Annotated in this window: 35 protein-coding genes; 21 read left to right on the top strand and 14 right to left on the bottom strand. The window is 37.1% G+C overall.

Annotated features, from left to right (window positions below; genetic code table 11):
* The first annotated feature begins 236 nt into the window (after positions 1 to 236).
* The 5 genes from ABH966_RS18855 to ABH966_RS18835 all read left to right on the top strand — a co-directional run bounded on the left by ABH966_RS18855 (position 237) and on the right by ABH966_RS18835 (position 3,972).
* Positions 237 to 479, top strand: a complete 243-nt coding sequence (locus tag ABH966_RS18855) for a hypothetical protein (protein WP_370081043.1) — start codon at positions 237 to 239, stop codon at positions 477 to 479.
* Between the two features lie 606 nt (positions 480 to 1,085).
* The gene (thpR, locus tag ABH966_RS18850; protein WP_370081041.1) at positions 1,086 to 1,646 is read left to right on the top strand and encodes an RNA 2',3'-cyclic phosphodiesterase; all 561 of its coding nucleotides are present in this window, start codon (positions 1,086 to 1,088) and stop codon (positions 1,644 to 1,646) included.
* A 138-nt stretch (positions 1,647 to 1,784) separates the two neighbouring features.
* On the top strand, positions 1,785 to 2,819 hold the full coding sequence (locus ABH966_RS18845; RefSeq protein WP_370081039.1) for an ABC transporter permease: 1,035 nt from the start codon (positions 1,785 to 1,787) through the stop codon (positions 2,817 to 2,819).
* A gap of 1 nt (position 2,820) precedes the next feature.
* On the top strand, positions 2,821 to 3,537 hold the full coding sequence (locus ABH966_RS18840; protein WP_370081037.1) for an ABC transporter ATP-binding protein: 717 nt from the start codon (positions 2,821 to 2,823) through the stop codon (positions 3,535 to 3,537).
* Positions 3,538 to 3,687: 150 nt separating this feature from the next.
* A complete protein-coding gene (locus tag ABH966_RS18835; RefSeq protein ID WP_370081035.1) occupies positions 3,688 to 3,972 on the top strand; it encodes a hypothetical protein in 285 nt (94 codons plus the stop codon).
* 225 nt (positions 3,973 to 4,197) lie between these two features.
* On the opposite strand, the gene ABH966_RS18830 is transcribed toward ABH966_RS18835, so the two are convergent.
* From ABH966_RS18830 to ABH966_RS18820, 3 genes are read right to left on the bottom strand one after another with little or no spacing between them, the layout of a single operon-like run.
* Positions 4,198 to 5,013: an SDR family NAD(P)-dependent oxidoreductase gene (locus tag ABH966_RS18830; RefSeq protein ID WP_370081053.1), complete on the bottom strand. Its 816-nt coding sequence runs from the start codon at positions 5,011 to 5,013 to the stop codon at positions 4,198 to 4,200.
* A gap of 18 nt (positions 5,014 to 5,031) precedes the next feature.
* A complete protein-coding gene (locus ABH966_RS18825) occupies positions 5,032 to 5,727 on the bottom strand; it encodes an SGNH/GDSL hydrolase family protein (RefSeq protein ID WP_370081033.1) in 696 nt (231 codons plus the stop codon).
* On the bottom strand, positions 5,728 to 6,324 hold the full coding sequence (locus ABH966_RS18820) for a TetR/AcrR family transcriptional regulator (RefSeq protein WP_370081031.1): 597 nt from the start codon (positions 6,322 to 6,324) through the stop codon (positions 5,728 to 5,730).
* 259 nt (positions 6,325 to 6,583) lie between these two features.
* Between ABH966_RS18820 and ABH966_RS18815 the strand changes: the two genes are divergently transcribed.
* Positions 6,584 to 6,934 (top strand): VOC family protein, encoded by a 351-nt coding sequence (locus tag ABH966_RS18815; protein ID WP_370081029.1) that lies wholly within the window; start codon positions 6,584 to 6,586, stop codon positions 6,932 to 6,934.
* 113 nt (positions 6,935 to 7,047) lie between these two features.
* The gene (locus ABH966_RS18810; protein WP_370081027.1) at positions 7,048 to 8,139 is read left to right on the top strand and encodes an S-layer homology domain-containing protein; all 1,092 of its coding nucleotides are present in this window, start codon (positions 7,048 to 7,050) and stop codon (positions 8,137 to 8,139) included.
* A gap of 62 nt (positions 8,140 to 8,201) precedes the next feature.
* Here ABH966_RS18810 and ABH966_RS18805 read toward each other — a convergent pair whose 3' ends face one another.
* Positions 8,202 to 8,945, bottom strand: a complete 744-nt coding sequence (locus ABH966_RS18805; RefSeq protein WP_370081025.1) for an arylamine N-acetyltransferase family protein — start codon at positions 8,943 to 8,945, stop codon at positions 8,202 to 8,204.
* Positions 8,946 to 9,140: 195 nt separating this feature from the next.
* Between ABH966_RS18805 and nagB the strand changes: the two genes are divergently transcribed.
* Positions 9,141 to 9,854: a glucosamine-6-phosphate deaminase gene (gene nagB, locus ABH966_RS18800; protein WP_370081051.1), complete on the top strand. Its 714-nt coding sequence runs from the start codon at positions 9,141 to 9,143 to the stop codon at positions 9,852 to 9,854.
* Positions 9,855 to 9,886: 32 nt separating this feature from the next.
* On the opposite strand, the gene ABH966_RS18795 is transcribed toward nagB, so the two are convergent.
* The gene (locus tag ABH966_RS18795; protein ID WP_370081023.1) at positions 9,887 to 10,183 is read right to left on the bottom strand and encodes a hypothetical protein; all 297 of its coding nucleotides are present in this window, start codon (positions 10,181 to 10,183) and stop codon (positions 9,887 to 9,889) included.
* A 76-nt stretch (positions 10,184 to 10,259) separates the two neighbouring features.
* On the bottom strand, positions 10,260 to 10,652 hold the full coding sequence (locus tag ABH966_RS18790; RefSeq protein ID WP_370081021.1) for a hypothetical protein: 393 nt from the start codon (positions 10,650 to 10,652) through the stop codon (positions 10,260 to 10,262).
* A gap of 102 nt (positions 10,653 to 10,754) precedes the next feature.
* Between ABH966_RS18790 and ABH966_RS18785 the strand changes: the two genes are divergently transcribed.
* Together ABH966_RS18785 and ABH966_RS18780 are read left to right on the top strand one after the other, a co-directional pair.
* A complete protein-coding gene (locus ABH966_RS18785; RefSeq protein WP_370081019.1) occupies positions 10,755 to 11,657 on the top strand; it encodes a S66 peptidase family protein in 903 nt (300 codons plus the stop codon).
* A 51-nt stretch (positions 11,658 to 11,708) separates the two neighbouring features.
* Positions 11,709 to 12,110: a cytidine deaminase gene (locus tag ABH966_RS18780; RefSeq protein WP_370081017.1), complete on the top strand. Its 402-nt coding sequence runs from the start codon at positions 11,709 to 11,711 to the stop codon at positions 12,108 to 12,110.
* Between the two features lie 95 nt (positions 12,111 to 12,205).
* On the opposite strand, the gene ABH966_RS18775 is transcribed toward ABH966_RS18780, so the two are convergent.
* A complete protein-coding gene (locus ABH966_RS18775; RefSeq protein WP_370081015.1) occupies positions 12,206 to 13,792 on the bottom strand; it encodes a catalase in 1,587 nt (528 codons plus the stop codon).
* A gap of 260 nt (positions 13,793 to 14,052) precedes the next feature.
* On the opposite strand from ABH966_RS18775, the gene ABH966_RS18770 reads away from it, so the two are divergent.
* From ABH966_RS18770 to ABH966_RS18745, 6 genes are all read left to right on the top strand, one after another.
* Complete coding sequence (locus ABH966_RS18770) at positions 14,053 to 14,205, top strand: hypothetical protein (RefSeq protein WP_370081013.1); 153 nt, start codon at positions 14,053 to 14,055, stop codon at positions 14,203 to 14,205.
* 60 nt (positions 14,206 to 14,265) lie between these two features.
* Positions 14,266 to 14,433, top strand: a complete 168-nt coding sequence (locus ABH966_RS18765; RefSeq protein ID WP_199777815.1) for a hypothetical protein — start codon at positions 14,266 to 14,268, stop codon at positions 14,431 to 14,433.
* Between the two features lie 375 nt (positions 14,434 to 14,808).
* Positions 14,809 to 15,816, top strand: coding sequence for a medium chain dehydrogenase/reductase family protein (locus ABH966_RS18760; protein WP_370081011.1), 1,008 nt, complete (start codon positions 14,809 to 14,811; stop codon positions 15,814 to 15,816).
* Between the two features lie 16 nt (positions 15,817 to 15,832).
* The gene (locus ABH966_RS18755) at positions 15,833 to 16,246 is read left to right on the top strand and encodes a MerR family transcriptional regulator (RefSeq protein WP_370081009.1); all 414 of its coding nucleotides are present in this window, start codon (positions 15,833 to 15,835) and stop codon (positions 16,244 to 16,246) included.
* Positions 16,247 to 16,707: 461 nt separating this feature from the next.
* Positions 16,708 to 17,310 carry a hypothetical protein gene (locus ABH966_RS18750; RefSeq protein ID WP_370081007.1) on the top strand — a complete coding sequence of 201 codons (603 nt, stop codon included), beginning with the start codon at positions 16,708 to 16,710 and terminating at the stop codon, positions 17,308 to 17,310.
* A 418-nt stretch (positions 17,311 to 17,728) separates the two neighbouring features.
* Complete coding sequence (locus tag ABH966_RS18745) at positions 17,729 to 18,394, top strand: hypothetical protein (RefSeq protein ID WP_370081005.1); 666 nt, start codon at positions 17,729 to 17,731, stop codon at positions 18,392 to 18,394.
* A gap of 117 nt (positions 18,395 to 18,511) precedes the next feature.
* Here ABH966_RS18745 and ABH966_RS18740 read toward each other — a convergent pair whose 3' ends face one another.
* Together ABH966_RS18740 and ABH966_RS18735 are read right to left on the bottom strand one after the other, a co-directional pair.
* Positions 18,512 to 19,021 (bottom strand): hypothetical protein, encoded by a 510-nt coding sequence (locus ABH966_RS18740; protein WP_370081003.1) that lies wholly within the window; start codon positions 19,019 to 19,021, stop codon positions 18,512 to 18,514.
* Positions 19,022 to 19,036: 15 nt separating this feature from the next.
* Positions 19,037 to 19,726, bottom strand: coding sequence for a B3/B4 domain-containing protein (locus ABH966_RS18735; RefSeq protein WP_370081001.1), 690 nt, complete (start codon positions 19,724 to 19,726; stop codon positions 19,037 to 19,039).
* Between the two features lie 59 nt (positions 19,727 to 19,785).
* Here ABH966_RS18735 and queG point away from each other — a divergent pair, with 59 nt between their 5' ends.
* Positions 19,786 to 20,916, top strand: a complete 1,131-nt coding sequence (gene queG / locus ABH966_RS18730) for a tRNA epoxyqueuosine(34) reductase QueG (RefSeq protein ID WP_370080999.1) — start codon at positions 19,786 to 19,788, stop codon at positions 20,914 to 20,916.
* A gap of 14 nt (positions 20,917 to 20,930) precedes the next feature.
* Entirely contained in the window at positions 20,931 to 21,404 is a 474-nt protein-coding gene (trmL, locus tag ABH966_RS18725; RefSeq protein ID WP_370080997.1) for a tRNA (uridine(34)/cytosine(34)/5-carboxymethylaminomethyluridine(34)-2'-O)-methyltransferase TrmL, read from the top strand.
* Here the strand turns inward: trmL and ABH966_RS18720 are convergent.
* The 5 genes from ABH966_RS18720 to ABH966_RS18700 form a co-directional block, all read right to left on the bottom strand.
* Entirely contained in the window at positions 21,401 to 21,613 is a 213-nt protein-coding gene (locus tag ABH966_RS18720; protein ID WP_370080995.1) for a hypothetical protein, read from the bottom strand. The genes trmL and ABH966_RS18720 overlap by 4 nt on opposite strands.
* Positions 21,610 to 21,756, bottom strand: coding sequence for a hypothetical protein (locus tag ABH966_RS18715; protein ID WP_370080993.1), 147 nt, complete (start codon positions 21,754 to 21,756; stop codon positions 21,610 to 21,612). Before ABH966_RS18715 ends, ABH966_RS18720 begins: the two co-directional genes overlap by 4 nt.
* A complete protein-coding gene (locus ABH966_RS18710) occupies positions 21,753 to 21,899 on the bottom strand; it encodes a hypothetical protein (RefSeq protein ID WP_370080991.1) in 147 nt (48 codons plus the stop codon). Before ABH966_RS18710 ends, ABH966_RS18715 begins: the two co-directional genes overlap by 4 nt.
* 118 nt (positions 21,900 to 22,017) lie before the next feature.
* The gene (locus tag ABH966_RS18705) at positions 22,018 to 22,143 is read right to left on the bottom strand and encodes a hypothetical protein (protein ID WP_370080990.1); all 126 of its coding nucleotides are present in this window, start codon (positions 22,141 to 22,143) and stop codon (positions 22,018 to 22,020) included.
* A 5-nt stretch (positions 22,144 to 22,148) separates the two neighbouring features.
* Positions 22,149 to 22,994, bottom strand: a complete 846-nt coding sequence (locus ABH966_RS18700; protein ID WP_370080988.1) for a VOC family protein — start codon at positions 22,992 to 22,994, stop codon at positions 22,149 to 22,151.
* Positions 22,995 to 23,151: 157 nt separating this feature from the next.
* On the opposite strand from ABH966_RS18700, the gene ABH966_RS18695 reads away from it, so the two are divergent.
* The 3 genes from ABH966_RS18695 (at position 23,152) to ABH966_RS18685 (ending at position 24,684) form a co-directional block, all read left to right on the top strand.
* Positions 23,152 to 23,295 carry a hypothetical protein gene (locus ABH966_RS18695; RefSeq protein WP_370080986.1) on the top strand — a complete coding sequence of 48 codons (144 nt, stop codon included), beginning with the start codon at positions 23,152 to 23,154 and terminating at the stop codon, positions 23,293 to 23,295.
* A gap of 296 nt (positions 23,296 to 23,591) precedes the next feature.
* Positions 23,592 to 23,768 (top strand): hypothetical protein, encoded by a 177-nt coding sequence (locus tag ABH966_RS18690; RefSeq protein ID WP_370080984.1) that lies wholly within the window; start codon positions 23,592 to 23,594, stop codon positions 23,766 to 23,768.
* An 85-nt stretch (positions 23,769 to 23,853) separates the two neighbouring features.
* Positions 23,854 to 24,684 carry an aldo/keto reductase gene (locus ABH966_RS18685; RefSeq protein ID WP_370080982.1) on the top strand — a complete coding sequence of 277 codons (831 nt, stop codon included), beginning with the start codon at positions 23,854 to 23,856 and terminating at the stop codon, positions 24,682 to 24,684.
* Positions 24,685 to 24,712 lie beyond the last annotated feature (28 nt).

Genomic DNA, 24,712 nt, shown 5'->3' with positions numbered 1-24,712 from the left:
ACTAATCACCTCATGATTAGTATGCGAGAAAGTGAATCAAAAGTGTACATCTTTAAGTGAGTGCGTTTGTACATGTAGATCTTAGCATTTGTAATCAGTAATAATTGCAATTCCACTTACAAAGAAATCAACTTCAAAACCCATCTGTTTTTCTTTAGTCATAATGCCAACCCTTATGTACTAGATAACCTTAAAATTTTTGCTAAAATATAATTAAAAACCAGAGGGGTGATCTTATGAAGGGAGACGATGATAAAAAGGATGAGATAGAAAAAGATTATAATGCAGAAGCTTCAAGATATACACTTGCTATTTTACTTGCAGCTTTATTGATTTGGGCAATATATGACTTGTTTAAAAATGATGAAAGTGGCCATGGTATTCAATGGGTATTGGTATCAGGCATAGTTTCAGTTTTTGAAGTAACTAAGCGTTATTTAATAAGAAGAGATGACAAGAAAAAAATAGATAGAAATTAATTTAAAATTACAGAATTTAAAAATTAATCATTTGGTAAAGACATAGATTCAATAAACAGGGGTTTTTGTTTAAAGTACACATTAAGAGTAGAGAAAAAGGACAGATTATGAAAAAGAGGTAAGGTACAATAATAAAAGATAAAAGTTTTGGAGGGGACAATAAATTAGCTAAATTAATTCGAATTTTGAAGAGTGTTATTTTAAAGTTTCAACATACTTTTAAACATTTCTCATTATTTTATATGCTGCTTTTGGCGGATCTATTGATAACGATTGGTGATTTTTCGATGATCTTTGTAGTTCCAGAATTAGCTCCAACTATCATTACAATAATCGCTATTGTTTATATTTGGAGAAAGTTTTTGAAGACTAATCCTAAATTTAAAAGCTTCGTAAGCTTGCTTAATTCTTTCATTGTGTAGAATTTTACATTCGTTTGGGTTTTTCCTTTTCCTGAAATAGATAAATAAAGATAATAAGACCTACTCAGCTAAAAAGCAAAGTGGTTTATTTCTGCTTTAACGCGAGTAGTAAGGGTTAAATTATAGTAGGAAAAGACATAATGCCTGTTAAGTAGCATTTTCGATGATTAGAGAGGATATCATTATGAACAGACACTTTTTTATTGCAGTTCCACTTCCTTCAGATATTAAAGCAGCTCTTAAAGTGAGATGTGAAGAAATGAAGACAGATTTTCATTTTAAACGATGGGTACACCAGGAAGACTATCACATCACATTGGCCTTTTTAGGTCATGCGGATGAAGAGCAATTACAGGCTGTATTGGATGAAACGAGGAAAAACCTTATGAAAGTTTCTCCGTTCGAATTAAAAATTCAAGGGTTCAATACTTTTGGAAGAAAAGAGTATCCAAGAATTTTATGGGTTGATCTGCTCGAATCTCAGCAATTAAATTTTGTGAGAGAAATAGTATACCGTGATTGTATGAAGGCTGGTTTTGAACTAGATAAAAAGCCCTTTACACCACATATAACTGTTGCAAGAAAATGGGATGAGGCCTGCGGGAAAATTCCGTACGAAGCATTAATGGAAGAAAATTTTCAGCTTCCAAAATTTCTAGTAGAAGAAGTGATTTTGTACGAATCAAAAATAGAGGAAACGCCAAAATATCATAGAAAAGCGGTCATTCGTTTAGATGGCCAATAATATTACAAGCAGCTCGTAAACCTAAAAATGAAAAGGTTTATGAGTTTTTTGTTTAAAACCATTTGTAATGATTAGTTCATGTTCCGTTCATTTAAGGATTTTATGCTAAGACTGTAAAAAGGAATGGAGGAGTTCACGATGAATCTAGCCTGGAAAGAAATTAAGAAAAATAAAGTACGATTTTTAATATTAGGTTCCATTGTTTTTCTTGTTAGTTTATTAACTTTTATTATTTCTGGTTTGGCGAATGGGTTATCACAAGATAATGCCGCTTTAATTAAAGACTTACCCGAAGGACAATTTTATATGAATGAAGATGCAGATCAAACTTATAATCTGTCAAAAATAGATAGCGGTACTCAAAATAAAATATTGAGCAATGAAAAGGATGCAGTAGCTTTTTCACTACAAATGGGCTTTTTAAATGATCAGGACAATAAGCAGCAAAGCGTTGCCTTTGTAACATCGACCGCTTCAGATTTATTTGAAAATGTGAAACATGAGGAAGTTATATTAGACAGCTCAATGAAAGATAAAGGAATTAAAGTAGGAGATACATTAACGAATAATCAATTTAACGGCAAGTTTGTAGTAAAGGGATTTGTTGACCAAAAGAAATATAGTCATGCTCCTGTTGCCTATATTAATAAAGAGGATTATAAAGAGATTTACCGTGTAGATGAAATGCAGATGATTTTCGTACCAGACGGGGATTCTTCAAAAGAATTTGCTGGATTAGAATCATTTTCTAATAAAGCGTTTCTCAATACAATTCCAAGCTATAATGCAGAACAAATGTCTTTAAATATGATTGTATGGTTTTTAGTAGTCATTAGTGGGATGCTGTTTGCTATCTTCTTCTATATGATGAATGTTCAAAAAATTGGTTTATATGGAATTTTGAAAGCCATTGGTGTGAAAACGAGTAAATTATTCAAAATGATATGGACACAGATGGCTATCATTACAGTGATTTCACTTATTTTGTCGGTAGCTTTTAGCCAAGCATTTAATCTGATAGCGCCAAAAGGAATGCCTTTCACTTTAACAATTGCGACAACAACGCAATTATCGATTGTATTCCTAATTATTGGATTTATTGGTGCTACAATTTCAGGCATCCAAATTAAAAAAATTCAACCATTACAAGCGATACAGCAAGGAGAGGCTTAATATGACTTTATTTAAAATCGATGAAGTTAGAAAAACGTTTAGGAATGGCGAGGTAGAGGAAGAAATACTTAAAGGGATAGATCTTTCGCTAAATGAAGGGGAAATAACAGCATTAGTCGGTGCATCTGGATCTGGTAAGAGTACACTTCTGACAATAGCTGCTGGGCTTCAGCCTGCAACAGATGGGCACGTAATATTTGAGGGGAAAAATATGTCCAGCATGAGCTCTGAAGAGGTTCGAAAAGTACGAGCAAGCGAATTTGGGTTTGTCTTTCAGTTTGCACACCTTGTACCTTTTCTTACCGTTGAGGAGCAACTACTGCTAATGCTAGATGTTTCTGAATCAAAATTAAAGAAGCAGGAACAAAAAAATGAAGTTAATCGAATACTAAAATTGGTAGGGATGGACCATCGAAAAATGGCTTATCCCTCGTCATTGTCAGGTGGAGAGAAGCAACGTGTTGCGATTGCCAGAGCAATCATTCATAAACCGAAAGTTCTTTTCGCAGATGAACCAACAGCAAGCTTAGATTCACAAAGATCAAAAGAGGTTATGTTACTAATTAGAGATTTGACTAAAACGTTAAACATTACTACTTTAATGGTGACACACGATGAAGAAATGCTTGCTTATACTGATCGTATTATTAAAATGAGCGACGGTGTCATTTTGCAAGATGACATTCGAATCGTAAAAAACCACAACCACATTTATTGATGGTTGTGGTTTTTTTGATTAAACAGCAAAGCTGATTTTCCGTTCTGTCTGGGCGCAATTTATAGATATTTTTCATAAGCCTAGTGTTATGTTACCAAACCACTAAACTAATGAAGCATATTATAGAAGGAAAGAGGGAGGTGATTTGAAATGGCGTTTGTCATTGCTTTATTGATAGTATTAATTGGTTTAATAGCAGGATTCCAATTAACCGAAGGAAGGTCCGAGAAAGGGAATTACATCGTTTGGGGTATCATTACAATGATAGCGTTTGCACCGTTCTTATCTTTTGTAATCGGCGTAATGTATGGGATAGTGGTTAAAAATAGTTGGGCAACATCGATTATGATGTTTTTATCTCCTTTAATTTTTGTTATAGGGTTAATTATATTACTTTTAGGTATTTATAAAAATGATGGAGGAAAGCATAAATAACTAGCTATTTGTCTCTGACAAGGGGTTGTTCCGTTCAGTGTTTTAGTTATCTTAATATAAAGGTAAAAAGCCGCAAGACTCCTACAAATTGTTTTTGAGATGAAGTGTAAATGAAATGTAGCGAAGGAGACATATGCCTTCGTGTCCAACATCCTATTTCTTGCCCTGATGCGGCTCGTGCCTTGCCGGCGGAAAAGCATAGCGGTTTTTTACCATTTAGAATGTTTATGTTAATCGAGCTTTTCGACTTACTTTACAGACCATTCTCATTAATGCTTTGTGCAACGAAGGGAAGATCGTAAAGACAACATCCATTGTTTTACGCATTGGCATAGGACAGATAATAGGTTTATTTTTGTGTACGCCTGCAATAGTGATTTTTGCTAGTTGCTGTGGAGACATCATTTTTTGTTTTTTCAATTGTTTGGCCATCACTGATTTATCGATATTAATAGCGGTTGCTTTATCGAAAATAGGTGTATCAACAAATGTCGGACATAGCGTACTTACCTTGATGCCAAATCCCTCAGCCTCATAGTGTAGTGATGTCGTTAAGCCCACAACAGCATGCTTCGTAGTTGAATATGCCGCAGATATAGGAGCTGGACCCAACCCTGCTGCTGATGAGGTATTGATGATATGTCCAAAACCTTGTTCCTTCATTATTCGATAGCCAACTTGAGTACCATATATAACGCCCCATAAATTAAGATCCACAATGTTTTTCCATTCGTCCATCGACATATCATACATTTCACCATACATAGCTATGCCAGCATTATTGAATAAATAATCTAATCTTTGAAATTCCTCATAGACATTTGTAATGACACGTTCAACACTTTTGTAATCGGTTACATTTAATTCAACAAATCTAGCATTTGAAGCATCTTTATTTAGTTCTGCCTCGAGAAGACGCCCATCATGTTCGTTGATATCTGCAATAATGACAAATACATGACGACCTATTAATTCTTTGCAGATAGCCTTCCCTATACCTGATACACCACCAGTAACAATCGCAACCTTTCTCATATTCATCACCTCTCGTATGACTTCCTAATGGACGGTAGCTTCCTGCAATTGAAACTGTTCGATGAAAGCTGTGTATTCTTCCGCGACAAGTTCTGCTCCTTTACTATTTAAATGAACGCCATCTAACGTTAAATGTAGCCCTCGCTTTTTGGACAATCGGTCAATTCGCAAAGGATTTTTATAAAACAATACATCTTTCATTACTCGCATAACATTGGTGTTCATATAATCGGAACTATTAACTTGTTCCAAGTGATGCTCAAACACCTCTTGCATATTTAAAAAGCTAACATTTGCATATTTAGAGGAGATGGATTGAATAATGGAGGAGAGCTCTTTTAATTCCTTATTAGGAGTGTTTTTTATTGTCTCTCCTATTAAAGCTGGTGTTACTAAAACGACATGTTTAGAGGATGCTAAAATCATTTCTAAACAATTTACATAGTAATCTTTAAATTCTTGATGATCTTTTGTAACTGGCTGTGCCTGTACTTTCAAAAGTTTAGAGTAGACATCATTGACACCAATCCAAAGAAAACTGAGGTCATAATAAGTAGCTAGCTTCGATTTTTCCAAACGAGTGTGTAAGCTTTTTACTGTCTCACCTGGTTTACCGAGATTGTCAAATTCGAATTGTTGATGTTTTGTTGTTAGTAGTTTAAAAAATGAAACACCTGGTCGACCTTCTGTTAAGCTGTCTCCTATACATGCAATTTTCATTTATATCCCACCTTTTTTTATCTCCTTTAAAAAAATGGTTATTGCCTGGTGAAAGAGTGGCTCAAGTGCTTTCAGCTCCTGATTATTTGTAAGCTGACATAATCCCCCTAGCCATGTGCCAAGTAGAACCGTCCACTCTTCAATATTTCCATGAACAAATTCCCCTTTATCAATTCCTTCTTGCAGAATCGCACGATAAGCACTCATCGGTACAATCGCTAAATTGTGTAGCTGTTGCACTGATTCAGGGCTCGATTTTGAATTGGAAGCTAGCTCTTGCCCTGATCTTAATAAAGGTGTTTGGTAATGATAGAGAACGTGCATGGCCATGCCATATAATTTTTCTGTTGCCGTGGAGTAGGTACATTCTTTTTGCAGCCATTTGTTGTTCCAGTCTTGCATTGTTTGTTGCGCTAAAAGAACGAATAGCTTTTCTTTGTTTTCAAAATGGTAATAAATATGTCCCTTGCTGTAGCCTGAAGCGGTTGAAATATCTCCAACTGATGTTTGATTATAGCCTTTTTGAGAAAACAAACTAACCGCATGTTCCATAATTTCAACTTTTGCTTTCTCGCTATCATAACGTCTTTTGTTCAATGATTTACCTCTTTTTTGAATTTGAACGGTCGTTCTAATTTAATTATACAATATTTTACTAATTAATAAATAGTTAAATACCTAAGTCATCATGCTGTCACAATTCCGTACTACCAATTCAGATGAAGTTTGGGATGATTCAATGTATATAAGTCGCAACGGAAATCAACCTAACGTTATGTTGATGAAGAAAATGGAGGAAATATCCATCAAATTGTTGAACTATAAATAATGATTTAAAAATTAGGAGGGGAATTAGATGGGGAGAGTAATAGGATTTGAATTGAATAGTCAGGAACCTGAAAAAGCTGCTGAGTTTTATGCCAAGGTTTTTGGTTGGCAGGTAGCTGCACCTAATTGGGAATATTGGGCTGTAACAACCGGGGATGATAAAAAAACAGGGATTAACGGCGGTATTGGTAAGGGTCCACATGACTATCCTTTTGGAACACGTATTCAAATTGAAGTGGATTCTATCGATGAAGCTATTTCGAAAGCTAAACAGAATGGTGCCATCATTGTTCGTGACAAAATGGAGTTCGATGAGTTTTATCTTGCCTATATGGTAGATCCAACTGGGCTTGGCTTCGGCTTAATTCAAAACAAATAATCTATTTAATAAGTCTCTGCAAACGATTGCGGAGGCTTTTTTACTACCCAATCATATTGGAAATAATACCTAAAAAAGTATATTATGAATAGTGGAGAAAGAGAGGGAAAGACATGAAACAAATATTGAAAATAGTATGTGCGCTATTAATAGCTGTTTGTTTAATACCGATTGAGGGTGTATATGCAGCGAGCTTCAAAGATGTGTCCAAGGATAACACATTAATAACCGAAATTGATTACTTAGTGGAAAAAGGAATTATCAATGGCTATCCTAATAACCTATTTAAACCAAATACATATGTAACGAGAGCACAAGTAGCTGTCATGCTAACACGTGCTTTAGGATTACAAACAACGAATGTAAAAGATCCAAAGTATCAGGATGTATCTACTACACATCTCTATTATAAAGAAATTGCTGCAGTACAAAATGCTGGAATATTCGATTCGGCACAGAAATTTAATCCGAATGCAACTCTTACAAGAGGGGACATGGCGATTGTGCTACAAAGAGCGTTTAAATTAAAGGGATCTGAGACGAGCTTTTTTACTGATGTTTCAGCTAAGACAAGAGGTTATAAGGAAATCTCAGCAATTTTTAGTAACAATATAGTAAGAGGATATGATGATGGTTCATTTAAGCCAAATTCACCTTTAACGCGGGCTCATTTTTCAGCATTTTTAGCTCGTGCATTAACGCTATCGAATCCGAATTTATTAAAAAATACGGCGTTTGACTACACGTATTCATATTATTCGTTAAGTGATAAAAATCAATATACATTAAAATATCAGTATAGTCATAATGACGAAAAGAATGATGTGTGGACTGTAACTGATTTGAATTCTAATAAGGTGTTTAATAATGAGCTCTTATTTAGCGATGGTGAGGTTTATGGCCAAGTAATTGAAAGTGAAGAAAGTTCACATTACGATTTTGCTTTCAGATTACCACTTAGAATTGGCGTGATTGAACATGAGAATGATGGCGGGGTAATTTCAGGCATCCGAATTACTGTTAAAGCAATAGATGGTACTGTCCAAGCAGGTGGTGTAAAGTATAACAATGTTATTGTTCTAGAAGAAGCGTCCGTTTACAGTAATAGAGTTTCAACATATTATTTTGTAGATGGAATCGGTTTAGTTAAGGAGCTTTATAATGATGTTGTTGTTTACGAGTTGCTCGATCGTACAGTCAATTAAATGTAGCCACAAGAAAAGCAAGTCTCCTATTCATGAAGAGACTTGCTTTTTGTCATGTAGCATCAATCTAATAAAATACGAAAAAAACGATGAAGTGCTTGTCGCCATTCTTTTTCATTATGAGTTGTATAGGTTGTTAGGGATTGTCCCTCGTATATTCGAAATTCGCTATTAAGCATTGTATGTCGGCCACGAGGAGTACGAATCATCGCGATTTTATTTTTTTGTTTAGAAAGTCTTGGTGCAAACTTTGCATCGTTAGCGTCATCAAAAAAACTATAAAGTAAACGCCAATTATTCTTTGTTAGTTCGTACAGCATCCAGCCATTCGCTTCATCTCGTTCAATTTTATAAAGTTCATTACCTTCACGGTGTTGATGTCCAGCTATTAGTGGAACTGGATTACAAGGAGCTAGTGCACCTACACCAACATCCGAAATATATGATTGCCCATCGAAATTGACCAGCAATAGCTGATGCATAGGTACATCCTCAACAGGTGTATCTGCTTCATGGTTGCGCCAAAACTGTGCATAGCGATTGGTTACAGAAAAGCCAAGTTCGCGAAGTAGCCAACTAAATAAAATATTTAGTTCAAAGCAATTGCCTCCGCGGAGTTGAATAATGATTTTTTGAAAAAGGTCAGGAATAGCGAAGGAGATGCCATGTTTTAAGGCAACATCTAGGTTCTCATAAGGAATGGTATATAGATGTCTTGTTTGTAGCTGACCAAGTAGCTTAATAGATGGCTCTAAAGATCCTTGAAATTGAATAAGCTTTAAATATTGCTTTATTTGTGAATTCATAAAATCGCCTCACTTCCTTACTAAATAACATAACCGAAATGGTTTGAGAATACACGTGAATAATAGAAAGAAAATAATAGAAAAGAAGGTAAATAACTTGTAAAATGAAAATATTAACTACTATAAAGAGAGATATTTCCTATTATTTTAGTTAATAATAATGATTGTAAGGTAGGTATACGAATGACAAGCGAAATGAAATGGTTAGAAGTAAATTCATACGATGAAATGAGCAAAGTAGCAGCGGATATATTCACTAAACAATTACAAGTAAAACCAACAAGTATTTTAGGATTAGCGACTGGTGGTTCTCCTGTAGGAATGTATAAGGAATTAGTGAAACGCCAACAAGCTGGAGATTTATCTTTTAGCGATGTGATTACCTTTAACCTAGATGAATATGTAGGTCTCGATCAAACAAGTCCGGCAAGTTATTGGACATTTATGCATGAAAACTTATTTAATCATGTAGATATTACGGAAGAAAATATACATTTACCAAATGGTAAGGCAGAAAACTTAGATGCTGAGTGTGCGGCCTATGATGCTCGAATTAAAGAAGCGGGAGGAATTGATCTACAGCTTCTAGGTATTGGCGTTAACGGACATATTGGCTTTAACGAACCGGGTACATCTTTTGATTCAATGACTAATATTGTAGAGTTAACGGAATCTACTCGCACAGAAAATGCAATTTATTTTGATAACTCTAAAGATGTACCGACACATGCTATTACAATGGGCATTGAATCTATTATGAAAGCCAAGGAAATCGTGTTAATTGCATTTGGTGAAAAAAAACTAGAGGCTATGGAAAAATTGAAAAGTGGTATCGTCACTGAAGATTTCCCAGCAAGCCAATTATTAAATCATCCAAATGTAACGATTATTTACGGCGGAACAAAATAGGAATTAAGCGTAGACTTTGTATTATTTGAAGTCTACGCTTTTTTATTTTGGCATGCAGAGCGACGGAAGGGAGAGTTCAAGTGACGGATGGAAAGGCGAGAGCGACGGAAAGGAGAGGCAAAGTGACGGAAAGAAGAGGCAAGGTGACGGATGGAAACTAGAGCGACGGAAAGAAGAGCCGAAGCGACGGATGTGAAGGCGAGAGAGACGGAAAGAACAGCCAGAGCGACGGATAGAACAGCTAAAGTCGTGGATAGAATCGCCAAAGCGACGGATAGAACAGTCAAAGTCGTGGATAGAAACGTCAAAATGGCGGATAGAACAGCCAAATTCGTGGATAGAGCCATCAAAGCGACGGAAAGAAGAGCTAAGGTGATGGATAGAAATCAGAGCGACGGATAGAAATCAGAGAGACGGATAGGAGAGCCAGAGCGACGGAAAGAAAGGCCAAAGCGACGGAAAGAACAGCCGAAGTGAAGGATGTGAAGGCGAGAGAGACGGATAGAAATCAGAGCGACGGATAGGAGAGCCAGAGCGACGGAAAGAAAGGCCAAAGCGACGGAAAGAACAGCCGAAGTGACGGATGTGAAGGCGAGAGAGACGGATAGAAATCAGAGAGACGGATAGGGGAGCCAGAGCGACGGAAAGAAAGGCCAAAGCGACGGAAAGAACAGCCGAAGTGAAGGATGTGAAGGCGAGAGAGACGGATAGAACAGCCAAAGTCGTGGATAGAGCCGTCAAAGCGGCGGAAAGTAGAGCCATCAGAGTGACGGAAAGAATCACCAAAGCGACGGACATTCATCCGGAAATTTAAATTTTATCAAAACTAACTTCGCTATGAATCAATGCTACAATATTATCTATATGCTAGAATAAGAAAAAACTATAGGAGGGGTTAGGGTGAAAAGCACCGTACCACATTTACAAAAGGGAGATACAGTTGGTCTTGTGGCTTTATCTAGTCCAGCACAGCCCGAAAAGCTAGGAGATGCTATAGCCTTTCTTGAAGAATTAGGGCTTAACTATATAATTGGGGATACTATTCAGGCAAAGCACGATTACCTAGCAGGTAGTGATGAAGATCGTCTGGCTGATTTTCATGAAATGGTGAGAAATCCAGAGGTGAAGGCAATTTTTTGTGCTAAGGGGGGCTATGGCTCTGCACGCATTGCGGAAAAGATTGACTACGGACTACTTGAGGAAAATCCAAAAATTTTCTGGGGCTTCTCTGATCTTACATATTTACATTGCGCGATTAACGAATATGCTAATTTAGTGACGTTTCACGGACCGCTACTGATGTCTGTAGGAAGAATAGATGATATATCAAAGAAGATGTTTTTACAGCTATTTTCACCGATGGAATTACAGTATACGGAGGATATTTCCCCATTAACAACGATTGCACCTGGTGTAGCTCGCGGTGAGATTATTGGCGGAAATTTACGTCGTCTTGTTAACACATTGGGTACAAAATTTGAAGTTAGCACGGAAGGTCGCATTTTATTGATTGAGGAGCTTGGAGAATCTATCCCAAAAATCGATTCGATGCTGCAGCAATTAAAGCAGGCGAGAAAGCTTGAGCAGTTAGCCGGTGTTGTTATCGGTTCCTTTACACAAACAGAAGCGGATGAAGCTGCGCTATTTACTTTAGTGAAGGATTATTTTGCAGATTTAGGCGTTCCGGTTGTAGCAGGCTTTAAAATTGGCCATGATTCAACGAATATTGCTATACCATTAGGTGTAGATGCTATTTTAGATGCACAGGAAAAGGTACTAAAGATTTTGCCTGGTGTGCATTAAAAAGAAGCATTTTATGTTATGTTAAATTGATTAAAAACAGGGGGAAAGAAGATGAATATTGAGCGAAAATTATATCAGTCGGTGGTAGAATTGATCGAAAAAAGATATCCTTCTGGTTGGGGTGGTGCTGCAGCAATGTATACTGAAGATGGTCAGATTTTAACGAGCGTAGCACCAGACGTTATTAATGCCTCTACTGAATTGTGCATGGAAACCGGTGCAATACTTGAAGCGCATAAACTTAATACGAAGGTTACTCATAGTATTTGTATTGCCAGAGAAAACGAAAATTCAGTATTTACTGTGTTAACTCCTTGTGGTGTATGTCAAGAAAGGCTTTTTTACTGGGGCGAAAATGTAAAAGCGGCTATCACTAATCCGAATGGTGAATTGATATTTAAAACACTGAAAGAAATACAACCATATCATTGGTATAAAGCATACGAAAAATAATTAAAAAGTTCTTTTCTATTGTAATGAAGAATAACTTCTGTCACTAAAAAAAGACATTACATATTTGTTGTGAAAATATGTAATGTCTTTTTGATTTAATAAGGCTCTGCGCCATGACCTTTATCTACAGCTTTTTGAGGTGCTTCATCACCAGCAATATTGCCAAGTGGCTTTGATGAAGAAGAATCGTTTCGAGCTTTTTGTAAACCTTCTTTTAACAAACGACCGTATTCTTCATCTGCTTCTTGTGCTAATGCAATCATCGCTTCTTGAATGGCTATATGACAGACTGCTAAATCACGAATTAAGTTTTCAAGCAGCTCATCTCGCTCCCATTGTTCAAAATTGCGATATGTTTCGCCAGCTTGCTTCGTATTACTTTGACGATCAATTGATTCTCGAACGAGATTACCTTCCACGAGTGGTGTATATTCTTTAGCCGCTTGAGTAGCTTCCTTTAAACCATTTAACATCGAAGGCTCATAGTTAATATGAGGATTTTGTCCAGGAGCTAAATCACGCTTATACATCATTTGACCACCATTCTGATTGGTTGCCACTCGTTTTTTAGGAGCATTGATAGGGAGTTGTAAATAGTTTGCACCTACACGATGACGCTGTGTATCGGAATAAGAGAAGGTACGACCTTGTAGCATTTTATCGTCCGAGAAATCCAATCCGTCCACAAGCACACCTGTGCCGAATGTAGCCTGTTCAACCTCAGCAAAATAATCTTCTGGATTTTTATTTAGCACCATCTTACCAACTGGATACCATGGGAATTGATCATTAGGCCAAAGCTTCGTATCATCTAATGGATCAAAATCAAGCTCTGGATGTGGACCATCCTCCATAATTTGGACGTTAAGCTCCCATTCAGGATAATCACCATTTTTAATGGCATCATATAAATCTTGTGTGGCATGATTGAAATTTTTCATTTGGATTTCTTCTGCTTCTTTTTGTGTTAAGTTTTTAATGCCTTGTAAAGGTTCCCAATGATATTTTACAAGGACCGCTTTGCCTTCATTATTGACCCATTTATACGTATTAACGCCGGAGCCTTGCATCATTCGATAATTAGCAGGAATACCCCATGGTGAATAAACGAATGTCACCATATGGAAGGATTCTGGTGAGCTTGCACAGAAATCAAAAAAACGCTCAACGTCTTGAATATTTGTAATGGGATCAGGCTTAAAGGCGTGAATCATATCAGGGAATTTCATAGCATCACGGATAAAGAAGATCTTTAAATTATTGCCGACTAAATCCCAGTTACCATCCTCAGTATAGAATTTTACAGCAAAGCCTCGTGGATCACGTAATGTCTCTGGTGAATGACCACCATGAATAACTGTTGAAAAGCGCACAAAAACAGGCGTCTGTTTCCCTTTATCCTGAAATACTTTAGCCCTTGTATACTTAGAAATAGGATCATCCCCGACAACACCGTATGTCTCAAAATAGCCATGTGCCCCTGCACCTCGCGCATGAACAACACGCTCAGGAATTCTTTCACGGTCAAAGTGACTTATTTTTTCTATAAAATCATAGTTTTCCAGGGTTGCAGGTCCTCGATTACTGACAGTACGTATATTTTGATTGTTAGTAATAGGGTGTCCCTGTCGATTTGTCAAAGTCATGTCATGCTCGTTTGTTGAATCATGTTGGTTTGTCATTGTTTAACCCCTTTCTTTGGATATAGTCATTCTGTCCATGCTAGGGGAGAACTAGACATTAAAAACCCTCTTACATGTGATACCTTTATGGTTTTTTAGATTCCTTCTAAAGATTATTGTCGAAATATGCTTTAAAATCAGAAAATATTGATTTGACTGTTTTGAAATTCTTGTTAGTATTTATGATATATGGAGATTACAGCTACATTTTTACTTTAGTTACTGTAGGCTTTGATAATTACTTTTAAGGGGTGTAAATTGTGTCGACAATATTCGTGTTTTCAATTGCTATGTTGGGATTAGGTTTAGCAATTTATACAGCCTCACAAACTGATGTTTTAAAGAGAAAGATATTGCAATTAGAAAAAGAGATAAAGGAATTAAAAGATAGAATTAAAAAGAGTGAAAGTTAACACTCTTTTTTTGCTTATTATTAAGAGAGTGTATAGAAGACTTAAAAAAGGAGATAGAAAATGCTACATAATGGATTAAAATATGTTGGGTTTTTAATCATGTTAATTTTCGGCGGAGTCTTTTTGTTAAGATGGTTTCTTCATGATGAATTATTATTGGATCAATTAATTGCCTTTGCAATAGGCTTTATTTTCTACGTTACTTCTTTATTCGTTAAAGCAAAATGATGCACTTTGTTTTAAACTAAAAAGCTCTCCTACACACAAGATGTAAGAGAGCTATTGGATGGCGTTTTCAAATAATTATCAAGTAGTTTGAGTATGGCCATTGCTTATAGTTGGTTATTAGTCATTGGTCATACAGTAACAGGTAACTTGTCATTGGTTTTGTTTAAGTTAGCTCCAAAAAGCTAGTTTTGAAAACAGCACATCCAATTCGATATGAAGTCTCATCGACTCCATAAATCTATTGTATACAGTTTCAGGGAAATCGTCTATGCAATAAAACTTTAAACCTTGGCTGATGCAAAATAGATTCCTTGACTTAGAGTTTACTCTAACAAATATAATACAAACATCTTTATTGAGAGGAGATGTTTTGATTTGAATACACGAGTAATTGTAACTCGATACGGAGGACCTCAGGTTATTGATGTGATAGAGGAGCCCCTACGAAAACCTGAAAGGGGAGAAATTCGAGTTAAGGTTCAAGCAGCAGGGGTTGCACTTGCGGATATTATGAGAAGAGAGGGTAAATATCCGCTATCTCCTATACCTCCCTTTACTCCAGGATACGATGCTATTGGGATTGTTGACGAGTTGGGAGAAGGCGTGCAAAAATATTTGATAGGGGATAAGGTAGCCGTCTTTTTTAACGGAACGGGTGGCTATGCATCTTATGTGTACGCGATGGATGATGAGGTTGTCGGGATTCCTGCTCACATCGATTCCGTAACGGCGGTTGCTGTGATCTTAAATTATGTAACAGCCTATCAAATGCTTCACCGGGTTGCAAAGGTAGCTGAGGGAGAACGTATCCTTATTCACGGGGCAAGTGGAGGGGTTGGTACTGCATTGCTTGAGCTTGGAAAGTTAGCGAAATTAGACATGTATGGCACGGCTTCCTTGGCTAAACATTCAATTGTATCCCAATTCGGCGCCGTGCCGATTGACTATCGAAACGAAGATTTTGTAGATACTCTTCGTAATAAGGCTCCTGAAGGTATGGATGTTGTATTTGATCCAATAGGAGGCCAGAATTATGAGCGTTCGATGAATACCTTAAGCAACAATGGCCGTTTCATAGGTTACGGCTATACCTCGATTCTTCAGCAAGGAGATTCAGAAGAATGGACCAAAGAGTGGGAAAGTTTGGCTGAAAATCGAACTACAGGGAAAGGCAATCCTGTCTATCTTTACTCTATAACCTCATTAAAAAAAGAAAAGTTAGATTGGTTTAAGGAAGATGTTCGGTTCCTACTCTCATTGTTAGAGGAAGGGAAAATCAATCCCCTGATTTCTTACAGACTTCCTTTAAGGGAAGCGGCACATGCACAAGAATTGCTTGAAAAATCAATATCTGTAGGAAAGGTTGTTCTTATATGTGAATGAAAGGGGACAAAACCTAATGTACTCAATTGGTGAAATATCGAAATTAACAGGTATTTCTGCATATACACTTCGTTATTATGAAAAAATGGGTCTCTTACCTAATCCTTATCGTTTGGATGGGAAGCAAAACGGGATTCGGCAATATAATGATCAGGATCTTCGCTTTATCCAATTTATTTATGGATTAAAGCAAACAGGAATGAAGCTAAAGGATATTACTTTGTTTGCTGAAGATGGCTGTCTATTAACACAAAATGATCAACAAATAGAGGATATTCAGGAAATTTTACACAAACGGATTGAACTATTAAATAAACATGTTAATCTACTAGAGCAACAATTGGAGCAATTGGAAAACGTGATGACTCTTGCAAATGAGAAAAGAAGTTTTTACTTAGCTATGCTAAATGATCGACTTCCAAACCCGTAAAGACATTTTAACTTCTTCTAGGAGAAGTTAAGCTTCCGGCGGATATCACGGGATCAGAAAGGAGTTGTTAGCCTAAAATCATCGCATCCATGCGAAAACGGCTAATTGACCTGTATCGGTGGCACTGCCCCTATGTTTTCACACAAAAGACATCTATTGCTTCTGCTACGTTAGCACGGAGCTTTCGCAAAAAAATAGACTATCAAAAGCGTTTAGCCACTATTGGTTGAACGCTTTTTTATATGCATTAGATTTAGTTCAATATATAACAAGATCCTTTATTTTACTTAAAATGTCGAAAAATGACGAATAATAAAGGTGGAAATGTACACCTTATTTTGTCAGAATTGTAATAGGAGGAGATGATATAGTATTTTAGAAACTTTTTGTACTATAATTCTATTTCATTAAATCTAATAACGTATATTTTTAGCGATATGCATTCGGAGGGAATAAAGGTAATGAAGAAAGTTTTATTATTACTTCTAGCAGTTATGCTAGTTGGATGTTCTGGAGAAGGAACAGAGAAGAAAAAAGAGGCAGATGTAAAAAAAGAAGAGGTCGTTACAGTAAAATTTGAAGAAGTCGATACTGAATCAAAAGCTACAGTTGAAAAGTTTGCCAAAGAATACAATGAAAAGCTTACTTTATTTAAACAGGTTCAACCTATAGGATTAGACATGATTCCAGAACCTGTAACGAATGAACTTAATGATTTCTCACAAGTTCTATTGGAAGCTGATTTTAAAGAATATAAGGGCCATTACAAATTAGTTGCTAAATACAATAAGGATAAAAAAATAATTGGATATAATCTTTCTGTTCAAGGACTCCCTGAAAAAGAAGTAAATGATGAGGGAGATGAATGGGCAGAAGGGATGACTTCAGCTGTAATAGTTGCTCAAACACTAGGATTAGATTTGGGTAAATTCACCGAATCATTAGCTAAAGCTGAAGGAAATAGAGACACTGATTCTTATACTGATTCTACATATAAGGTAACTAATCTTTGTACTGAGGTCGATGCAGGAAAGTTTGAATTTAAATTTGAATTAACTAAGTAGAACAAAAAGCATCTCTAATGAACTACATCTCAATTGTGTCTAACAATTGCAATGCAGATCAAGAGATGCTTTTTTGCTTTGCTGTATTTATTTTAATTGATTTAGAGCTATACAAGTCTTTTTTGCTTATTAATAGACTTGAGAAGCGATGAAACCTCGGCTTGTCTTTTGTATTTGCTTTTGTGTAATTGAGATTTTAAAAATTGATATTCTGTATATTATTATTCCATAAAACCTTAATTTTACATAAAATGTCGAAAAGTGTTGAAAGAAAGGGTGGAAACAGAAACTTTATTTTGTCAGAATTATAATAGGATGATGCAATATAGTAATTTAAGTATTTTTTGCACTGAATTCTATTTCATTGAATCTAGTAACGTATATTTTTATTGATATACATTCGGAGGGAATAAAGGTAATGAAGAAAGTTTTATTATTACTTCTAGCAGTTATGCTAGTTGGATGTTCTGGAGAAGGAACAGAGAAGAAAAAAGAGGCAGATGTAAAAAAAGATCAGGAAACAAAAGAAGCGGTCGTAAAGGAGGAGAAAGTCGTTCCAGTAAAATTTGAAGAGGTTGATCCTGAATCAAAGGCTGCGGTAGAAAAGTTTGTTAAAAAATACAATGTCAGAGCTGATATATATAAACAGAATCCAGTAAACGGAATTGTAATAGCGAAAATGCCAGAACCAATAACTAGTGAATTGAATAAAGAGGAAAATATTTTCTCACAAATCTTATTGGATACTGATTTTAAAAAACATAAGGGTCATTATAAAATAGACGCTAAATATAATGAGGATAAAAAAATAATTGGATATAATATTTTTATAGAAGGAATCCCCGCAACCGAATTAAATGAAGCTGAAAATGGAGGAGAATGGGCAGAAGGAATTATATCCGCTATGTCAATTGCTGATGCACTAGGATTGAATATAGATAAATTTGACGAAGAAAGTGATATTGCTTTTGACGAGGATAAAGCTTATACATATACTGATCCTAACACTAAGACTAATGTAACTTTTCTGTTTGCTGATTGGGATATAGGGAAATTTGAAATTAAATATGATTTAAGTAAGTAGAACAAAAAGCATCCCAAAGCTGCACTCCGAATTGTTAAACACAATTGGAGGTACAGCTCAAAAAGGATGCTTTTTTATTGTATTTCATTTTAGAAATAATAGCCTTGATGCTTGAGATTAGAAATAACGAGAATCATCAAAATTAATTTCAACACGATAATTCTTCGCATTGATCAGATTCGATAATTTATGGGCATCTTTTTCTAGTTTAATAGCACGTTCGCGGTACTCATCTGGCTCATACATAGCAATTTCATAAAGCATTGTATTTTCACCATAACCCATGCGTACACTCTCTTTTTCATGCATACTAAACTGTTTGCACAGTTCAGCATCTGCGCGGAGCTGTGTTGCGAGCTCAATCGCTTCAACTAATGCTAGTTTTTCACCTTTAAAGTCCACGGAGCTTTTTATATTTGCTTCATATACTAAACGATCCAATGTACGAACATCGAGACGTACTTGAGCTAATTCAGCTTCAATTACCTTCATTGCACGATTACTTGTTTTGGGTGCTTGTCCTTTTTCAACAGTTACAAAAGCGCTACGATGTAATTCGTCAACGAGTTCTTGAACTTTTTTTGCTAAAATACTTTTTAGCTTAACGGCTTCTGCAAGATTAATCATGAAAACACATCCTTTTTACAGTGTAGTAGATGGTGCTGCACTTGTTAATAAGGCCATTTTATAATCGCCACCATGAATTTGATTAAACATCTTACCGGCAGATGCAAGAAGCTCTTCCGCACTTTCTTCTGACAATGATGGGCGGAGGTAGAAGATATGTAAAGCCTCGGTCGTTTCCTCTGAAACAGACGTACGTTTAGAATCGACAAATGGTGACCCAAATGCTCCTTCAGCATCATAGCTATTAAGGATATTTTTTAATGCATTAAAACGACCATTTAAGCCCTCATAGCCAGTTTCCTCATTGCCAAGTGCGATTTCTATATTTCCTTTTAGTTTAGCTACATCATATAAGCCTACTGGAATCTCATATTGAAGGGAGAAGAAATTATTTAAATCAACACCAGAGTGAAGTGGTGTTAAATAATTTTGCTTACTAATTCGGCGCATTAAACTTTCTGCTGAGTGGCGATAGCGGTTCGGATCTGCACCAAGCTTTTTCCATAGTTGTCGCCATTCTGCAATACCCTCTCGTTGCGTTACAGGATTATCTTGCATTTCTAAAAAGAGATTTTCCTGATACAATTGCATGCGACCTTTAATCATTTGAGGAGATTCTGCAACGACAATTTTGGTATAATGAATAATGCCGATTTTAAGCTCGGGATGTTGTGTCAATAGAGATTGATTAATTGAAATGTCCATAAAACATCACCTACTTTATCTATTTCTATTATTGTACCATGTAAGGAGTTGGAAATGAAATGAACATACATGACCTACAACGTGAATTTGTGGCGTATGCAATGTCCATTGGTGTAGATAAAATTGGCTTTACAACAGCAGCTCCATTTACAGAATTAAAAAATAGACTGCGCCGTCAGCAAGAGCTTGGCTATCAGTCTGGCTTTGAAGAAAGTGATATAGAAAAACGTACCGAGCCCCTACAATTGTTAGAAGGAGCAGAGAGCATTGTGGCGATAGCTGTCGCATATCCGTCGCGTATGCAAAATGCACCTGTTGGCAAGAAGGGAGCAAGACGCGGGATTTTTTGCCGTGCTTCCTGGGGGATCGATTATCATACAGCATTACGTGAGCGATTGAAATTATTAGCAGCATGGCTTGAGGAACGCATAGAAGGTGTTCGTATTGAATCAATGGTTGATACGGGGGCACTTGTCGATAGGGCAGTTGCGGAACGTGCAGGAATAGGTTGGAGCGGAAAAAACTGCTCGATCATTACGCCTGAGTTCGGTTCCTATGTATATTTAGGAGAGCTAATCACGAATATCCCTTTTGCTCCGGATAAGCCTATGGAGGATGAATGCGGGGATTGCCGCTTATGTTTAGATGTTTGTCCAACTGGTGCGTTAATCGAAGGCGGACAGCTAGACTCTCAACGTTGTATAGCCTTTTTAACACAAACTAAGGGAATGCTACCTGATGAGTTTCGTACCCATATTGGTAATCGTTTGTATGGCTGTGATACATGTCAGACCGTATGCCCAAAGAATAAAGGAAAGATTAACTGGATGCATGAGGAATTTAAACCTGATCCAGAGCTTGCAAAGCCATTACTTGTGCCACTTTTGACAATTTCAAATCGTGACTTTAAAGAAAAGTTTGGCCATGTTTCTGGTTCATGGCGAGGGAAAAAGCCAATTCAACGCAATGCTATTTTGGCACTTGCTCACTTTAAAGAAGAAGCTGCGGTCCCAGATTTAGTAGCGCTTCTTGAAAAGGATGAACGACCTGTAATTCGAGGAACAGCAGCATGGGCTTTAGGTAAGATAGGCGGGGAGCAAGCTCAATCCGCATTACTTAAGGCAAAAGTAAAAGAACAAGACGAGGAAGTACTCGTTGAGATTAATAAAGGTTTACAATTTTTTAGTTAAGGAAGTGTACCGTTATGCCATTGCATATCGTTTTATATCAACCAGAAATTCCAGCAAATACAGGAAATATTGCACGCACATGTGCTGGCACAAATACGTCACTACATTTAATTCGTCCTCTTGGCTTTTCTACAGACGATAAAATGCTAAAACGTGCCGGCTTAGATTATTGGCATAGTGTCAATGTCGTGTATCACGATTCGCTAGAGGATTTTTTAGAGGCATCCAAAAATGGCGACGTTTATTTAATTGAGACCTATAGTGATGAACCATTTACGACACATGATTTTAGTGATAAAGATCGAGATATTTACTTCATGTTTGGCAAAGAAACGACTGGCTTGCCAAAGGATTTTGCGTATGAGCGTCGAGATATGTGCTTACGAATTCCACAGAGTGAGCATGTTCGTTCACTCAATCTATCGAATACAGCAGCAATAGTTATTTATGAGGCATTACGTCAACAAGGATATCCAGGGTTACATTAAAAAAGCAGTTCTCCTTTTATGGAGAACTGCTTTTGCTTTTTTGTAAGACGTGAAGGGATTCGAAAAGGGATGGTTAGAACTCCGTAAGCGACGGAAAGACCGTCAAGTGACGGAAAGCCCGTCAGGCGACGGAAAGAACCCGTCAAGCGACGGAAAGCACCTCGCGAGCGACGGATACAACCCGTCAGGCGATGGAAAGAACTCCTCAAGCGACGGATTGCTCGTCAAGCGACGGATAAAACCTGTCAGGCGACGGAAAGAACTCCTCAAGCGACGGATTGCTCGTCAAGCGACGGAAAGCACCTCGCAAGTGACGGATAAAACCCGTCAGGCGACGGAAAGAACTCCTCAAGCGACGGATTGCTCGTCAAGCGACGGAAAGAACCCAGCAAACGACGGAAAGCACCTCGCGAGCGACGGATAAAACCCGTCAGGCGACGGAAAGAACTCCTCAAGCGACGGATTGCTCGTCAGGCGACGGAAAGAACTCCTCAAGCGACGGATTGCTCGTCAAGCGACGGAAAGAACTCCTCAATCGACGGATTGCTCGTCAATCGACGGAAAGAACCCAGCAAACGACGGAAAGCACCTCGCGAGCGACGGATAAAACCCGTCAGGCGACGGATTGCTCGTCAAGCGACGGATTGCTCGTCAAGCGACGGATAAAACCCGCCAATCGACGGATAAAGCCCGTCAAGTGACGGACACAATCCTCACCCCGACGGATAGTACGCCACATCACTCTTAAAATTTCAATAAAACAACGATACCTGATGGATCCTCTGTTTGGAAACCACCATCTATATCAATAACAGGTGCACCAATTGAACGGAGATTTTCTTTCATTGTTGCTGCTTGCTCTTCATTATCTAGACGCAGTGAAAATGTTTGTAAGCCAACCTGATTTTTACCAAGCTTTGGTGCGTTTTCAGAGTGCCAAGTGTTTAAACCAATATGATGATGATAGCGGCCAGTTGAGATGAATAAAGCTTGTGCTCCATAGCGAGTGACAATCTCAAATCCTAATCCTTTTGTATAAAACTCCTCTGCGGCAGCCAAATTAGAAACTGATAAATGAATATGTCCCATAACCGTATCAGCTGGTAGGCCATCCCATCTTCCATCGCCTTCCTCTAATATAGAATGGATTTTAAGAGGTTCGGTCACCATATGCACTTGGTCGAAATGCCAAGTCCATTCATTTTCAGGGCGATCCGCATAAACCTCAATACCATTATTATCAGGATCATTTAAATAAAGTGCTTCACTTACATCATGGTCAGATGCCCCGAAGTACACGCCCTTGTTATGGAAATGAGTAATAATATTTGCTAAATCACGACGAGTAGGCAGTAAAATTGCAAAGTGATAAAGTCCAGTTGTTAAGCTCGTTTTTTCTTCTACTGTTTCAGGTTGGACGATTGTCAATAATGCTGTTTTGCCATCAGCTGTTAGAGTTGCTCTATGAGATTCCTGATGTAAAACTTTAAAGCCAATGACCTCCTGATAATAAGTTAATGAACGTTGTATATCGCTCACTTTAATTTCAACATTAGTGACATATGTGTTAGGTTTTTCATGAAAATGCATAGTAATTTACCCCCGAATTTAAGTTATGATTGATTACCAAGTTACTTTATGTAAGTAAGTTTATTTTATAAAGTACAGATTGTCAAGTAATTATATTGTTCCAAAAAAAATGAGAAATAACCGAAGTGGCTCATCGGACGCCCCAGGAAGCTTTGCTATGCGCGAAAACGAAGCGTCAGCGACAATTGTTTTATCTGCGCGAAAGCGAAGCGACAGCAACATCAAAGCGCCCAGCCGTAACGGAAATCAACAACTCGTTTTTGCCGAAGAGCAAACTTTATCTAAAATGACTTTGCTGTAATAGTTTTAAACAAAAAAATCACTAAGCATATATTCATGCTTAGTGATTTTCTTGAGGTATTATTTGTCTGCTCTGTAATCGCCTTCATAACCAGCAGTGAAAATTGCAGTTAAGAACGCAACAGTTACACCAATAATTAATATTAAACTCATGGAAGAACCCTCCTCAGTTTATAAAGACATCTCTTTTTAGTATAGACTATCTACTATAAAAATGAAACGACATGGCGGAATAAAATATGTCAGAAATGGTTCAGAAATAACTATTTCGGGAAAACTATAGGAGAGGTGATAATAATGGAAAAAAAGGTTCCAAATATCGAAAACGGTACAATGGCTAGAAATTTTAAAGATTTACAGGATTTGGGGAAGCAGATGGAGCATTTACGTGATGGTCAAGAGCTTGTAGAAGACAATCGAATTCCAGACCCTATCCAAGTAGATGATTATGAAGAGGAAGCGAAAGATCAATAAGATATTACACCCGAAATTTTCCTTATATTTCTCAAAACCAATTTTTTGTATAATGGAAACTAGGAAAAGAAAGGGGTTGTTATTCTTGAATTTACAATCAACAAAAACATTAGCAAATGGTGTGGAAATGCCTCGCTTTGGCTTAGGTGTTTATAAAATGACAGAGCGTGATGAGACTTTGCAGGCTATTGATAAAGCTGTTAAATATGGCTACCGAGCTATTGATACGGCTTCTCTTTATGGTAATGAGGCCGAGGTGGGCGAAGCTATTCGTCATTCAGGTGTTAAACGTGAGGATATTTTTGTTACGACAAAGGTTTGGAATAATGACCAAGGCTATGATGAAACATTACGAGCTTTTGAAGTATCATTGAAAAAGTTAAATATGGACTATTTAGATTTATATTTAACGCATTGGGCAGTACCAGAAACATTTGAAGAAACGTATAGAGCAATTGAACGTTTATATGATGAAAAATTAATTCGTGCAACAGGTGTCTCAAATCACCATGAGCATCATCTACAAAAGCTTTTAGCTAAAGCAAATATAGCGCCAATGGTCAATCAAGTAGAGGTGCATCCATATTTACAGCAGGACGCATTACGAGCATTTTGTAATGAGCATGGAGTTGCTGTTACGGCATGGTCTCCATTAGGCCGTGGCGGGGTACTTGATAATCCAACGATTATGGAAATTGGTCGTGAAATAGGGAAGACAGCTGCTCAAGTAGTGCTGCGTTGGCATTTGCAAAATGATACACTTATTATTCCTAAGTCTGTGACACCTAGTCGTATTGAGGAAAATGCACAGATTTTTGATTTTGAATTAACACTAGCTCAAATGGATAAAATAGCTACGTTAAATCGCAATGAACGATTTGGACAAGACCCAGATAACTTTAAATTTAATTTTTAGTGCAATAGAAATCCCGCTCTCTAATTTG

It is taken from the genome of Lysinibacillus sp. RC46, assembly GCF_041262385.1.
Taxonomy (GTDB): Bacteria; Bacillota; Bacilli; order Bacillales_A; family Planococcaceae; genus Lysinibacillus.
This window is presented reverse-complemented; position numbering and strand designations above follow the sequence as displayed.